Source organism: Pigmentiphaga litoralis (genome assembly GCF_013408655.1).
In the GTDB taxonomy this organism is placed as follows: domain Bacteria; phylum Pseudomonadota; class Gammaproteobacteria; order Burkholderiales; family Burkholderiaceae_B; genus Pigmentiphaga; species Pigmentiphaga litoralis_A.
In genome coordinates, this window is sequence record NZ_JACCBP010000001.1 from 1,419,808 (window position 1) to 1,433,048 (window position 13,241).

The 13,241-nt window shown below is 64.9% G+C and carries 13 protein-coding genes; 7 read left to right on the forward strand and 6 right to left on the reverse strand.

Features of this window, described 5'->3' with window-relative positions; genetic code table 11:
- The first annotated feature begins 29 nt into the window (after positions 1-29).
- Together HD883_RS06290 and HD883_RS06295 are read left to right on the forward strand one after the other, a co-directional pair.
- On the forward strand, positions 30-641 hold the full coding sequence (locus tag HD883_RS06290; protein ID WP_179587243.1) for a superoxide dismutase: 612 nt from the start codon (positions 30-32) through the stop codon (positions 639-641).
- Between the two features lie 46 nt (positions 642-687).
- On the forward strand, positions 688-1,557 hold the full coding sequence (locus HD883_RS06295; protein WP_179588706.1) for a ZIP family metal transporter: 870 nt from the start codon (positions 688-690) through the stop codon (positions 1,555-1,557).
- Between the two features lie 75 nt (positions 1,558-1,632).
- On the opposite strand, the gene ntrC is transcribed toward HD883_RS06295, so the two are convergent.
- The 6 genes from ntrC to rph all read right to left on the reverse strand — a co-directional run bounded on the left by ntrC (position 1,633) and on the right by rph (position 8,793).
- The gene (gene ntrC, locus HD883_RS06300; RefSeq protein WP_179587241.1) at positions 1,633-3,213 is read right to left on the reverse strand and encodes a nitrogen regulation protein NR(I); all 1,581 of its coding nucleotides are present in this window, start codon (positions 3,211-3,213) and stop codon (positions 1,633-1,635) included.
- Positions 3,214-3,263: 50 nt separating this feature from the next.
- Positions 3,264-4,355, reverse strand: a complete 1,092-nt coding sequence (glnL, locus tag HD883_RS06305) for a nitrogen regulation protein NR(II) (protein ID WP_257022012.1) — start codon at positions 4,353-4,355, stop codon at positions 3,264-3,266.
- 57 nt (positions 4,356-4,412) lie between these two features.
- The gene (gene glnA, locus HD883_RS06310; protein WP_179587239.1) at positions 4,413-5,825 is read right to left on the reverse strand and encodes a type I glutamate--ammonia ligase; all 1,413 of its coding nucleotides are present in this window, start codon (positions 5,823-5,825) and stop codon (positions 4,413-4,415) included.
- 348 nt (positions 5,826-6,173) lie between these two features.
- Complete coding sequence (gene hemW / locus HD883_RS06315) at positions 6,174-7,427, reverse strand: radical SAM family heme chaperone HemW (protein WP_179587236.1); 1,254 nt, start codon at positions 7,425-7,427, stop codon at positions 6,174-6,176.
- Positions 7,428-7,429: 2 nt separating this feature from the next.
- Positions 7,430-8,029, reverse strand: coding sequence for an RdgB/HAM1 family non-canonical purine NTP pyrophosphatase (rdgB, locus tag HD883_RS06320; RefSeq protein ID WP_179587234.1), 600 nt, complete (start codon positions 8,027-8,029; stop codon positions 7,430-7,432).
- A 5-nt stretch (positions 8,030-8,034) separates the two neighbouring features.
- Positions 8,035-8,793 (reverse strand): ribonuclease PH, encoded by a 759-nt coding sequence (gene rph, locus HD883_RS06325; RefSeq protein ID WP_179587232.1) that lies wholly within the window; start codon positions 8,791-8,793, stop codon positions 8,035-8,037.
- A gap of 319 nt (positions 8,794-9,112) precedes the next feature.
- Between rph and HD883_RS06330 the strand changes: the two genes are divergently transcribed.
- The 5 genes from HD883_RS06330 to HD883_RS06350 all read left to right on the forward strand — a co-directional run bounded on the left by HD883_RS06330 (position 9,113) and on the right by HD883_RS06350 (position 13,240).
- Positions 9,113-10,030 carry a YicC/YloC family endoribonuclease gene (locus HD883_RS06330; protein WP_179587230.1) on the forward strand — a complete coding sequence of 306 codons (918 nt, stop codon included), beginning with the start codon at positions 9,113-9,115 and terminating at the stop codon, positions 10,028-10,030.
- 132 nt (positions 10,031-10,162) lie between these two features.
- Positions 10,163-10,414: a type II toxin-antitoxin system Phd/YefM family antitoxin gene (locus HD883_RS06335; protein WP_179587227.1), complete on the forward strand. Its 252-nt coding sequence runs from the start codon at positions 10,163-10,165 to the stop codon at positions 10,412-10,414.
- Positions 10,411-10,824 (forward strand): type II toxin-antitoxin system VapC family toxin, encoded by a 414-nt coding sequence (locus tag HD883_RS06340; protein WP_179587224.1) that lies wholly within the window; start codon positions 10,411-10,413, stop codon positions 10,822-10,824. Before HD883_RS06335 ends, HD883_RS06340 begins: the two co-directional genes overlap by 4 nt.
- A gap of 69 nt (positions 10,825-10,893) precedes the next feature.
- Positions 10,894-12,012 (forward strand): Fic family protein, encoded by a 1,119-nt coding sequence (locus HD883_RS06345; RefSeq protein WP_179588704.1) that lies wholly within the window; start codon positions 10,894-10,896, stop codon positions 12,010-12,012.
- 61 nt (positions 12,013-12,073) lie between these two features.
- A complete protein-coding gene (locus HD883_RS06350; protein WP_179587222.1) occupies positions 12,074-13,240 on the forward strand; it encodes an alpha-hydroxy acid oxidase in 1,167 nt (388 codons plus the stop codon).
- The last annotated feature ends 1 nt before the right edge of the window (position 13,241 follow it).

Below are 13,241 nucleotides of genomic sequence, written 5' to 3' on the forward strand. Positions count from 1 at the left end.
TTTTCCATTCTGTCCACGGAGATTCCACCATGCCCTATACCCTGCCAGCACTGCCGTACGCTTACGACGCCCTGGAGCCGCATATCGACGCCCAGACGATGGAAATCCATCACACCAAACACCACCAGACCTACATCAACAACGTCAACGCGGCGCTGGAAAACAATCCGCTGGGTGACCAGCCGGTCGAACAACTGGTCAAGTCGATCGACTCGCTGCCCGAGAACCTGAAGGGCGTCGTCCGCAACAACGGCGGCGGCCATGCCAACCACAGCCTGTTCTGGACGGTGATGTCGCCATCGGGTGGCGGTGCACCGACCGGCAGCGTGGCCGCGGCCATCGATTCGGACCTGGGCGGCTATGACGCCTTCAAGGATGCCTTCACCAAGGCCGCCTTGACGCGTTTCGGCAGCGGCTGGGCCTGGCTCAGCGTGACCCCTGCCGGCAAGCTGGTGGTGGAAAGCACCGGCAACCAGGACAGCCCGCTCATGACCGGCAACACGCCTATCCTGGGCCTCGACGTGTGGGAACACGCCTACTACCTGAAGTACCAGAACCGCCGTCCGGAATACATTTCGGCGTTCTACAACGTGGTGGATTGGCAGGAAGTGTCCCGCCGCTTCGACGCCGCCAAGGGCTGATCACGTGGCGACCAGCAGCCGCCCGGCGCCCCACGGCCTGCACCTGATGCGCAAGCGCATCGGGGCGGCCATCGCCCTTGCGGGCCTGGTCATCCTCCTGCACCGCGCGTGGACCACCACCGCGATGCAGGACCCCAGGGTCATGAACGCCCTGCTCGGCGGCCTGATGGCGGCCGGGGCCACCGCGCTGGGCGCGCTGCCGGTCCTGTTCTCGCAACGCATGTCGGACCGCGTGCAGGACAGCCTGTTCGGTTTTGGCGCGGGCGTCATGCTCGCGGCCAGTGCCTTTTCATTGGTGGTGCCGGGGATCGCGGCCGCAAAGGACCAGGGCGCCGGCCCCTGGGAAGCGGGCCTGATCGTCGGCGGCGCCATCCTGCTTGGCGCGCTGATGCTGTTGCTGATGGAGCGATGGCTGCCGCACGAACATTTCATCAAGGGCGTGGAGGGCCGCCAGGGCGACGCCACCCCGCAGGCCATCAAGCGGACATGGATGTTCGTGTTCGCGATCGCCTTGCACAACATTCCGGAAGGCCTCGCCATTGGCGTGGCCTTTGCCAGTACCGACCCGCTGCGCGCGGCTGCGCTGTCCACCGGCATTTCGATTCAGGATGTGCCGGAAGGGCTGGTGGTCGCGATCGCGCTCGCGTCGATTGGCTACCGCCGCGTGACGGCGGTCGTGCTGGCCATTCTGTCAGGTCTGGTCGAACCCATTGCCGCCGTGCTGGGCGCGTCGCTGCTCAGTTATTCCGCGGCGCTGCTGCCCTGGGGCCTGGGCCTTGCCGCGGGCGCCATGCTGTTCGTGATCAGCCATGAAATCATCCCCGAATCGCACCGCAAGGGGCATGAGGTCTATGCCACGGTGGGACTGATGATGGGGTTCGTGATCATGATGTTGCTGGACACGGCGCTGGGGTGATCCGCGGGCCGCAAAGCAAAAAAAGGAGACCCTGCAGGTCTCCTTTTTTATGACGCACACGAACTGAAGAGCCCCCTACTCCCCTTCGTCCAACCCCAGGTCCTGGATCTTGCGCGTGATCGTGTTGCGCCCGATGCCAAGCTTGAGCGCCGCTTCGATCCGCCGGCCGCGCGTGGCGCGCAGCGCGGTGGTGATCAGCATGCTTTCGAACTGGCGTGTGAGCGCCTGCATGATGTCCGGGTCGCCGCGCGACAGGCGCTGCTCCACGTCGACCTGCAGGCCGTTCAGCCACTGGGCCGTGCCGCGGTCGCCGGTGGGCAGGCCCATGGCGGCGGCGGCATCGGCCGGCGCGGTGCCGGGCAGATAGCTGGCCGCGCCAGGCACGGGGCCGCTGCTGCGGTCGGCCATGACGGGGCTGAAGGCCGACGAGCCGCTGTGGTCGAAGGCGGACTTGTCGGCGCGCAGCTGGCCACCGTCGGCCAGCACGGCGTCGCGGCTGACCTGGTCCATCAATTCGGGCGGCAGGTCCTGCACGTCCACGGTCTGCGCGGGCGCCATCACCGTAAGCCAGTGGCAGACGTTTTCCAGTTGCCGGACATTGCCGGGGAACGGGAAGCGGGCCAGTGCGGCCAGCGCGGCGGGCGTAAAGCGTTTGGTGTCGACGCCGAGGTCGCGTGCGCTGCGGGCCAGGAAGTGTTTCGCCAAAAGCGGAATGTCTTCGGACCGCTCGCGCAGGGGCGGCAGGCGCAGGCGGATCACGTTCAGACGGTGGAACAAGTCTTCGCGGAACAGGCCCTGCTTGACGCGTTCTTCCAGGTGCTGATGGGTCGCGGCGATCACACGCACGTTGGCGTGGACGGGGCTGTGGCCCCCTACCCGGTAGAAGCTGCCGTCGGACAGCACGCGCAGCAGACGGGTCTGCAACTCGGCCGGCATGTCGCCGATTTCGTCCAGGAACAGCGTGCCGCCATCGGCTTGTTCGAAGCGGCCGCGGCGCATGCTTTGCGCGCCGGTAAAGGCGCCGCGTTCATGGCCGAACAGTTCGGATTCGAGCAGGTCGCGCGGGATGGCGGCGGTGTTGATCGCCACGAAGGGGCCGGCGGCGCGTGCGCTGTGGCGATGCAGGGCGCGGGCAACGAGTTCCTTGCCGCTGCCCGATTCGCCCGTGATCATGACGGTCACCTGTGACTGCGACAGGCGGCCGATGGCGCGGAAGACTTCCTGCATGGCGGGCGCCTGGCCGAGGATCTCGGGCGTGCCCACCAGCGATTCGTCGGCCGACGCTTCTTCGCGCAGGCTTTCTTCGACCGCGCGGCGGATCAGTTCGCTGGCGGTGTCGACGTCGAAGGGTTTGGGAAGGTATTCGAAGGCGCCGCCCTGGAAGGCCGAGACGGCGCTTTCCAGGTCGGAGTACGCGGTCATGACGATCACCGGCAGCGCCGGGAAACGCCGCTTGACGGCCTGAAGCAGTTCGATGCCGCTGGCGCCTGGCATGCGGATGTCGGTGACGAGCACCTGGGGCACATCGTCGTTCAGGGCCTCGAGGGCTTCGCGGGCCGTGCCAAAGCTGCGGGTCGGAAGGTTTTCGCGCGCCAAGGCCTTTTCGAGCACCCAGCGGATCGAACGGTCATCATCTACGATCCAGATTGGTTTCATCGCTTGCTTCCGGGGAACGCTTCCAGGGGATAGTGCATCTGGCTCTCAATTCAGGGCAACGGCAACAACATCCGGAAATCGGTCATGCCGGGCCGGGTGTCGCATTCGAGCAGGCCTTCGTGCTGCTGCACGAATGTCTGTGCCAACGTCAGTCCAAGACCGCTGCCTCCTTCGCGTCCGGAGACCAGCGGGTGAAAGATCCGGTCCTGCAATTCCGACGGAATTCCCGGACCGTTATCCACCACATGCAATTCCAATGCCAGCTTGAAGCGTTGCTTGGCAAGAATGACTTGCCGGGCGACGCGCGTGCGCAAAATGATCTCGGCATCGCCTTCCGAAATGCGTTCGTGCAGCGCTTCGGCGGCGTTGCGAACGACGTTCAGCACGACCTGGATCAGCTGCGATTTGTCGCCACGAAATTCGGGCACCGAGGTGTCGTAGTCCCGCACGATGCGCAGGCCGCGCGGATACTCGGCCAGCACCAGCGACCGCACGCGTTCGCACACTTCGTGGATGTTGACGTCGCTGACGATGCGCGGCGCGCGATGCGGCACCAGCAGGCGATCCACCAGGGTCTGCAGCCGGTCGGCTTCCTGGATGATGACCTGCGTGTATTCGGTTAGGGACGCGTCGGCCAGCTCGGCTTCGAGCAACTGCGCGGCGCCGCGCAGCCCGCCTAGCGGGTTCTTGATTTCATGCGCAAGGTTGCGCAGCAGTTCGCGATTGGCCTGCGCCTGTTCAAGCAGGCGCTCTTCACGGTCGACCTTGAGCTGCTGTTCGACCTCGCGCAGTTCGACCAGCACGGGCCACGGGTGGCCCTGCAGCGCGACGACGGTGGCGGTGACCTGCACCGGTTCGCGGCCGATACGATCGATCGTCAGCATCTGCCGCTTGTCGGCAAATCGCTGCGAGATCGCTTCCTGGAATGACTTGTAGAGCTCGTCGCCGTCGCGAAAGAAATCGCACAGCGGCATGGCGTACAGCTGCCGCACCGACACCTCGAACAGGTCTTCGGCGGGCGCGTTGGCATGGCGTATCAGGCCGTCCTCATCGAGGATCAGCACGGCGCTGCCCAGCATTTCGAAAGCGGAAAAATCGGGACCGGGATGGCCCGACGGAGCGGTGGGGTCGAGGCTGTTCATACAATTGAAAACGGGGCGATTGCCCGCCCCGTTTCTCCCTAGTGACTCAAAGCCTGCTTACGAGGCGTAGTACATGTCGAACTCGATGGGATGCGTCGTCGTGCGCATGCGCGTGACGTCTTCCATCTTGAGCGCGATGTACGCGTCGATCATTTCCTTGCTGAACACGCCGCCACGAGTCAGGAACTCGTTGTCGTTGTCCAGGGCTTCCAGTGCTTGTTCCAGCGACGAGCAGACGGTCGGGATCTTCGCGTCTTCTTCCGGCGGCAGGTCGTACAGGTTCTTGTCGGCCGGATCGCCAGGGTGGATCTTGTTCATCACGCCGTCCAGGCCGGCCATCATCAGGGCCGAGAATGCCAGGTACGGGTTCGCCAGAGGATCCGGGAAGCGCGTTTCGATACGGCGGCCCTTCGGGTTCGCGACGTAAGGAATGCGGATCGAGGCCGAGCGGTTGCGTGCCGAGTAGGCCAGCTTGACCGGTGCTTCGTAGTGCGGGACCAGACGCTTGTACGAGTTCGTGCCTGGGTTCGTGATGGCGTTCAGCGCGCGAGCGTGCTTGATGATGCCGCCGATGTAGTACAGGGCGAATTCCGACAGGCCGGCGTAGCCATTGCCTGCGAACAGGTTCTGGCCATCCTTCCAGATCGACTGGTGCACGTGCATGCCCGAACCGTTGTCGCCAACGATAGGCTTAGGCATGAACGTGGCGGTCTTGCCGTAGGCGGCAGCGACGTTCCAGATCGTGTACTTCATGATCTGGTTCCAGTCGGCGCGCTGAACCAGCGTGCTGAACTTGGTACCGATTTCCAGCTGGCCTGGGCCGGCCACTTCGTGGTGATGCACTTCGACTGGCACGCCTTGCTGTTCGAGCAGCAGGCACATTTCCGAACGCAGGTCCTGGAACGAGTCGACCGGCGGCACGGGGAAGTAGCCACCCTTGACGGCCGGGCGATGGCCCATGTTGCCGCCTTCGTAGTCGATGCCGGTGGACCACGAGGCCTCTTCCGACTTGACCTTGACGAAGCAACCGGACATGTCGACATTCCAGGTCACGCCGTCGAACACGAAGAATTCAGGTTCCGGACCGAAGAAGGCGGTGTCGCCCACACCGGAGGACTTCAGATAGGCTTCAGCGCGCTTGGCGATCGAGCGCGGATCGCGGTCATAACCCTTCATGTCCGACGGTTCGATCACGTCGCAGGTCAGGATCAGGGTGGTTTCTTCGCGGAACGGGTCCAGGCGGGCGGTGCCGGGTTCGGGGATCAGCAGCATGTCGGAGGCTTCGATGCCCTTCCAACCAGCGATCGACGATCCGTCAAAGGCGTGCCCAGACTCGAACTTGTCTTCGTCCACCTGGTGGGCCGGCACCGAAACGTGCTGCTCTTTGCCGCGGGTGTCGGTGAAGCGGTAATCAACGAACTTGACCTCGTTATCCGCGATCAGTTTGAGGACGTCTTTGGGCGTTGCCATTAGGGCTCCTGATAGTCTCGTAGGGCTTGCCGCCCGGGAAACATTCCACGGTCGATCAAGCGAAATTGGTCGTGCATGCAGACCGAGCCTGCGACTCGATACTGGACAGTTGCGGTCGTACATAAGCACATTACATGCCAGTAACCGCTGGTAAATCGCGCCCCGGCAAGATGCAGGGCCGCGCCGAATTCTCGCACATTGCGGCGCGGCGGACATGCCGACGCAGCGCACCAATATAGGACATTCCGCAAAAATCTTGGCACACAGTCGGTGCGTTTTTGTGACGAACTCGAAAATGCACCGAGTCAGTGCGCGCAGGCTTCTGCCCGTTTTCGTGCAAGCGGTTTGTCAGGTTTCCGGATCGCCCAGAAACAGTTCCTGCAAGTCATTCAGGAAACGGGCGCCGAGCGGCGTGGCCTTGATACGTGTCGGGTCGGGATCGAGCAGTCCCTTGCGCACGGCCTCTGCGAGGGGACGGCTGATCACCTGCAGGCCGAGCCCGGTCCGCTCGGTAAAGCTGGCGGTCGGCACGCCGTCCGACAGCCGCAATGCGTTCAGCATGAATTCGAACGGCAGGTCGGCCGGCGGCACCACGCGTGACTCGGCAAGGTGCGTCGCGCCCTCTGTCGGCGCAAGCAGCTGCGCCATCCAGGTGTCCGGGCTGCGCACGCGCGCTTCACGCAGGATGCGATCGTGGAAGGACAGCTTGCCGTGCGCCCCCGGACCGATGCCCAGGTAGTCGCCAAATTCCCAGTAGTTCTGGTTGTGGAAGCAACGCGCGCCCGGTTTGGCGTAGGCCGACACCTCGTAGTGCTCGAAGCCCGCCGCCGTCATGCGCTCTTCGATCACGTCCTGCATCTCGAACGCCACATCGTCATCCGGCAGGATGGGCGGGTATTTGGCAAAGACCGTGTTCGGTTCCATCGTCAGGTGGTAGACCGACAGATGCGTGGTCCCGAACGACAAGGCGGTCTCCAGATCCTGGCGACAGGCGTCCGCCGTCTGGCCGGGCAACGCAAACATCAGGTCCAGATTGACGCGGGGAATGAAGCGCTGCGCGATCTCGATGGCCGCGCGGGCTTCGTTGCCGTCGTGGATGCGTCCCAGCGCCTTCAGGCTGGCATCGTCAAAACTCTGGATACCCAGCGAGATGCGGTTGACGCCGCTGGCCGCATAGGCCTGGAAACGCCCGGCTTCGACCGTGCCCGGGTTAGCTTCCAGGGTGATCTCGGCATCGGGCAGCAAGGGCAGGCGCGAGCGGATCATGGCGAGCATGGCGTCGACCGTTTCGGCCGACAGCATGCTGGGGGTGCCACCGCCGATGAAGATCGACACCACCTTCCGGCCCCACACCAGCGGCAGGCTTTGATCCAGGTCGGCGGCCAGCGCTTCCAGATAGCGCGCTTCGGGCAGCGTGTCAGGCGCGGCGTGGGAATTGAAGTCGCAATACGGGCATTTGCGTACGCACCACGGCACGTGCACGTACAGCGCCAGCGGCGGCAGGCTGGTCAGGATGGTCTGGCCAGGAACCGCGAAAGGCATGGCCAGCTTCGGCTTGGGCGCGGCCTGGTGGGCGACGCGAATCGGGATCGAGATGGGCATGGTCAGAAGGCGTCGAGCTTGTCCATCAGCACCGCCAGGGCCTGTGCGCGGTGGCTGACGCGGTTCTTTTCTTCGGACGTCAGTTCGGCGGCGGTCTTGCCGAGCTTGGGCAGCAGGAAGTGCGCGTCGTAGCCAAAGCCCCCTTCCCCACGTGGTTCAGCCACGATTTCGCCCCACCACAGGCCTTCGCCGATCAGCGGTTGCGGATCGTCGGCGCTGCGCACCAGGACCAGCGCGGCGTAGTAGTAGGCACGGCGGTCGGTCGCGTCTTTCAGGCGGTCGACGAGCAGTGCGTTGTTGGCAGCGTCGGACTTTTCGCCGCCATTGGCCATGGCGGCGAAGCGCGCCGAATACACGCCGGGCGCGCCACCCAGCGCGACCACACAGACGCCCGAGTCATCGGCCAACGCCGGCAGGCCGGTAATGCGGCTGGCGTGCCGCGCCTTGGCCAGCGCGTTTTCGATGAAGGTCACGTGCGGCTCTTCGGCCTCGGGCACGCCCAGGCTGCCCTGGTTGACCACGTCAAAGCCCTTCTGCGACAGCAGCCGGGAAAATTCACGGAGCTTGCCGGCGTTGTTGGAGGCGAGAACCAGTTTTGTCATGGGTGTCACGCCGCCGGCTTGGCTGCGGCCAGGGCCTGGCGCTGCAGGGTCACGATCTCGGCAATGCCGGCCTGCGCCAGGTCCAGCAACGCGTTCATGTCGCTGCGCGTGAACGGCGCGCCTTCGGCCGTGCCCTGCACTTCCACGAAATCGCCGCTGCCGGTCATGACGACATTCATGTCCGTCTCGCACTGTGAATCTTCGTCGTAATCCAGGTCCAGCACCGGTTCGCCCTTGTACATGCCCACCGACACGGCGGCCACATGATCGATGATCGGCGACTCGGTCAGCAGGCCCTGCGCGATCAGTACATTGACGGCGTCCTGCGCGGCCACGAAGGAACCGGTGATGCTCGCGCAACGCGTGCCGCCATCGGCCTGGATCACGTCGCAGTCCAGATGCAGGGTGCGCTCTCCCAGCTTTTTCATGTCGAAGACGGCGCGCACGCTGCGGCCGATCAAGCGCTGGATTTCCTGCGTGCGGCCCGTCTGCTTGCCCTTGGCGGCTTCACGCGAACCGCGGGTGTGCGTGGCGCGCGGCAGCATGCCGTATTCGGCGGTGACCCAGCCTTCGCCCTTGCCCTTCAAAAAAGGCGGCACCTTTTCTTCGATGCTGGCCGTGCAGATCACCTGCGTATTGCCGAACGTGACGAGCACCGAGCCTTCTGCATATCGGGTGAAGCCACGACGAATTTCCACGGCGCGCAGGGCGTTCGCGGCGCGTTCGGAAGGACGGCTCCAGGTCAGGATCGGCAGGTCGGTCATGGGGGAAAACTCCAGATAGGCAAAGGCGGCGGACGCGATGCGTCGGCAATCCGCCATTGTACGGGGCGCAGGCAGGCGGGTGGCAGGGCGGGCGGGCGTGACGGCGTGCAAGCGGCTCGGTGCGGGTCGGGATGCCGGTTCCGTCTGTCGGCTCTGGAGCGCCGGCCTGGCGTGCCGGCCTGGGGTGCCGGCTTCGGGTGCCGGCTCGGTGTGCCGGCTTGGCGGTGTCCGCCGTATCATGGCAGCTGGCCCCGACCACCCAGCTGCCGCATGGCCGGCACCGCTAGTCGGCCATGACTCTCTTTCAAGGCAGACGTTGATGATCCGCAGCATGACCGCATTTGGCGCCGCGCGCGCCGACACCGAGCAGGGTTCCCTGTCGCTGGAACTTCGTGGCGTCAACAGCCGCTTTCTGGACCTGCATTTCCGTATGCCCGACGAACTGCGGCACATCGAAGCGCCGCTGCGCGACCTGCTGACGCGGTCCATTGCCCGCGGCAAGATCGAAGTGCGCGCCGGCATCCAGCGCCGCGTCCGCAACGATCCCGACGCGCTCAACATGGCCGCGCTCGAACAGGCCGCCGCCCTCTTCCGCAAGGTCCAGGCCGTCGTCCCCGACGCCGCGCCACCCCGCCTGTCGGAACTGCTGGCCTGGCCCGGTGTGCAAGGCACCGAAGAATCCGAAGACACCTGGCGCGACGCCGCCATGACCGCCGCGCGCGAGGCCCTCGCCCAGCTGCACGCCGCCCGAGAACGTGAAGGCGAGCGCCTGGCCGGCATGATCCTCGACCGCGCCTTGCAGGTCGAAGACATCGTCAAACAGGTCGACGTGCGCATGCCGCAGCTCGTTGCCGACTACCGCGACAAACTCGCCCGCAAGCTGCGCGACAGCGTCGAGACCGCCTTCCCCGCGGGCTTCCAGGCCATCACCGGCGCAGAGCTGTCCGAACGGCTGGCGCACGAAGCCACGTTGTTCGGATTGCGCATCGACGTGGCCGAGGAACTGTCGCGGCTGCACTCGCACCTGGCCGAACTGCGTCAGCTGGTCGGTGGCAAAGCGGGTGGCAAGGCCGATAAAGGCAGCGCGGGGAAACGGCTGGATTTCCTGTTCCAGGAAATGAATCGGGAAGCGAATACGCTAGGGTCGAAGGCCGGTGGCCTGGAAGTGACGCGTGCCGCCATGGACCTGAAGCTGCTGATCGAGCAGATGCGGGAGCAGGCGCAGAATATCGAGTGAGGGCTTGGAGTAACGATGCGCAGTGACGGTTGACGAAGGTGACGCCACGGCGATGTCGCGCAACAAGACTTGCCGCAACCACCCGCAGCTCGTAAAATTCTGACTAGTCTAGTCAGAATCGTGGAGATTCGTATGCAAGCCTGGCAAATGCAAGAGGCGAAATCCCGGCTATCCGAAGTCGTCAAGGCTGCGGGTAGTCAGGGTCCGCAAGAAATTACGGTGCACGGACGGTCGGTTGCGGTGGTTTTGTCACGCTCGGATTTCGACAAGTTGTCCGGTACTGGAGAGTCCCTAGTCTCCTTCATGCGCAGATCTCCGCTTGCTGGTGATGACGAACTCGAGCTGGATCGCGATACCAGCCTGACCCGCGAGGACGGGCTGTGAGTTACCTCGTCGATACGAACGTCCTGTCGGAATTGCGTCGCAAACAACCCGACATCAACGTGATCGGCTGGATCGAGAAGCGCCCGCCTACGACGCTTTTCCTGTCCGCACTGACGCTGGGGGAGTTGCGAAAAGGCATCGAATTGATGCCTGACGGAGACCGTAAACGCAGTTACCTGGACTGGCTTGAAGTTGACCTTCCGCGGTTTTTCAGCAGCCGCGTGCTGGCTGTTGACGCAGAGGTAGCAGACGTTTGGGGACGGCTGACTGCCAAGGCCGGCCGCGCCGTTCCCGCGATTGACAGCCTGCTGGCGGCGACCGCCCTTGCACATGGGTTGGCGATGGTGACGCGCAATGAGCGCGATTTCCAGTATGCCGGGTTGGACGTTATCAACCCTTGGCACCCGTAAACGAGTCCAATCGCCGCACGTTTTGCGGCGATCATTGCTCATGCGGTGAATATCGGCTTTAATCACCGCATGGAACGCGGTGAATACCTCTATCTCTGGCAAGCCCCCGACTGGCCGCACTGGCGGTATCGGCTGTCCGAACTTGCGCAGCCGCTTGCCGAAGTCAGCCGGGCCCAGGGGGTGTTGCTGGGCCGGCTGGCGGATGCCGGCATCGCGCTGCGCGACGAAGCCAGCCTGGCTGCCCTGACGGATGACGTCGTCAAGACCAGCGAAATCGAAGGCGAAGTCCTGAGCGTGGCGTCCGTCCGTTCGTCCATCGCCCGGCGGCTGGGCCTGGATATCGGCGCGGTGGCGCCCGTGGACCGGCATGTCGAAGGCATCGTCGAAATGGTGCTGGATGCGACGTCGTCCAATGCAGCAACGCTGACTGCCGACCGACTGTCCGGCTGGCATGCCGCCCTGTTCCCGACCGGATATTCCGGCATGTCTCCCATCGCCGTCGGCCGCTGGCGCGACGATGCAACCGGGCCGATGCAGGTCGTCTCCGGTCCGGTCACCCGCAGTGTGGTGCACTTTCAAGCGCCGCCCGCAGACGCCCTGCCAGCAGAAGTGTCCCGGTTTCTGGCCTGGGCCAACGACACGACCGGCGAACCGGCGTTGCTCAAGGCAGGTCTGGCGCATCTGTGGTTCGTGACACTGCACCCCTTCGATGACGGCAACGGCCGCATCGCGCGCGCGGTGGGCGACCTGTTCCTGGCGCGGGCCGATGGGTCGGATCAGCGCTTCTACAGCCTGTCGGCGCAGATCCAGCGGGAACGCAAGGCCTACTACGACATTCTTGAGCGCACGCAAAAAGGCACGCTGGACGTCACGGAGTGGCTGGCCTGGTTCCTGGGCGCCCTGGGCCGCGCGATAGACAGCGCACAAGCGACGCTCGACAGCGTGCTCGCCAAGTCCCGCTTCTGGCAACGCTGGGCGGGCACGCCCCTGAATGCGCGCCAGGTCAAGCTGGTGAACCGGCTGCTCGATGGCTTTGACGGCAAGCTCACCAGCAGCAAGTGGGCGGCGGTCGGCAAGACCTCCACGGATACTGCGCTGCGTGACATCAGCCAGCTGCTGGCCCTGGGCGTGCTGAAGAAATCCGAAGGCGGCGGGCGCAGCACGGCGTACGAGCTTGCGGACGAATGACGACGTTTCGCGCTATGTTGCGCGTTGACTGCGGGGAAGACCCGCCAAGGAATGTAGCCTCATGCATTACACCCGTGCCCTCAGCATTGCCGACCTGGCTGACATTGCCCGCGACCGCTTGCCGCCCAGCCTGTATGGCTACGTGAGTGGCGGCAGCGAAGACCAGTCGTCGCTGGTGTCCAACCGGTTGGCGTACGACCGGTGGCGGTTCGTGACGCATTCGCTGGTGGACGTGTCGCAGCGGTCGCAGGCCGTAGAGATTTTTGGCACGCGTTATGACATGCCGCTGGGCATCGCGCCGATGGGCGTGACGGGCCTGTGCGCGTTCGAGGGCGATCTGGCGTTGGCGCGGGCCGCGGCACGGATGAAGGCGCCGTTCGTGTTGAGCGGCGCGTCGACGGTGCCGCTGGAACGGGTGATGCAGGCGGCGCCGGGTACCTGGTATCAGGCCTATATTCCGGCGCAGCAGGAAGTGATCGCGCCCCTGCTGGATCGGCTGCGGGCGGCACAGGTTGAGGTGCTGGTGGTGACGGTGGACGTGCCGATCGCGTCGACGCGCGAGAACGAATTGCGCAATGACTTCCGGCTGCCACTCAAGCTGACGCCGCGGCTCCTGGCGGGCGGCGCGATGCGGCCGCGGTGGCTGCTGCAGACGTTTGCGCAGACGCTGCTGCGCGGCGGCGTGCCGCGTTTTGAAAACTTCACGGCGACACGTGGGGCACGCATTATCGATGCGCCGACGGTGGACCATCGGGCCGGCCGGGCGTCGATGCGGTGGGAGACCATTGCGTGGATTCGCGAGCAATGGGCCGGGAAGCTGGTGATCAAGGGGCTGCTGCGCAGGGACGATGCGCGGCAAGCGGAGGCGTTGGGGTGCGATGGCGTGATCGTCTCGAATCACGGCGGGCGTCAGTTGGACGGCGCGGTGTCCACGCTGGATGCCCTGCCTGCGATCGTCGCGGCGGCGCCCGGACTGACGGTGATGCTGGACGGCGGGGTACGACGCGGCACCGACGTGCTGAAGGCAATGGCTTTGGGCGCGGCGTGTGTGTTCGTCGGCCGGCCAGCCATGTATGGGCTGGCGGCGGGTGGCGAAGACGGCGCCGTGCGCGCGCTGGAATTACTGCGCAAGGAGATCGATGTGGATCTGGCCTTGCTGGGGTGTCCTGACGTGGCGGGGCTGGGGCCCAAGTATCTGGTGCGTGAGGGCGATCTGCCGGGGATGTAAG

Bases quoted from the DNA above. Each gene is read 5' to 3' on its own strand.
- HD883_RS06345 (WP_179588704.1), top strand. From the start codon at position 10,894: ATGGAACGCGGTGAATACCTCTATCTCTGGCAAGCCCCCGACTGGCCG.
- HD883_RS06290 (WP_179587243.1), top strand. From the start codon at position 30: ATGCCCTATACCCTGCCAGCACTGCCGTACGCTTACGACGCCCTGGAG.
- hemW (WP_179587236.1), bottom strand. From the start codon at position 7,427: ATGCCCATCTCGATCCCGATTCGCGTCGCCCACCAGGCCGCGCCCAAG.
- glnL (WP_257022012.1), bottom strand. From the start codon at position 4,355: ATGAACAGCCTCGACCCCACCGCTCCGTCGGGCCATCCCGGTCCCGAT.
- rdgB (WP_179587234.1), bottom strand. From the start codon at position 8,029: ATGACAAAACTGGTTCTCGCCTCCAACAACGCCGGCAAGCTCCGTGAA.
- HD883_RS06350 (WP_179587222.1), top strand. From the start codon at position 12,074: ATGCATTACACCCGTGCCCTCAGCATTGCCGACCTGGCTGACATTGCC.
- HD883_RS06335 (WP_179587227.1), top strand. From the start codon at position 10,163: ATGCAAGCCTGGCAAATGCAAGAGGCGAAATCCCGGCTATCCGAAGTC.
- rph (WP_179587232.1), bottom strand. From the start codon at position 8,793: ATGACCGACCTGCCGATCCTGACCTGGAGCCGTCCTTCCGAACGCGCC.
- HD883_RS06330 (WP_179587230.1), top strand. From the start codon at position 9,113: ATGATCCGCAGCATGACCGCATTTGGCGCCGCGCGCGCCGACACCGAG.
- ntrC (WP_179587241.1), bottom strand. From the start codon at position 3,213: ATGAAACCAATCTGGATCGTAGATGATGACCGTTCGATCCGCTGGGTG.
- glnA (WP_179587239.1), bottom strand. From the start codon at position 5,825: ATGGCAACGCCCAAAGACGTCCTCAAACTGATCGCGGATAACGAGGTC.
- HD883_RS06295 (WP_179588706.1), top strand. From the start codon at position 688: ATGCGCAAGCGCATCGGGGCGGCCATCGCCCTTGCGGGCCTGGTCATC.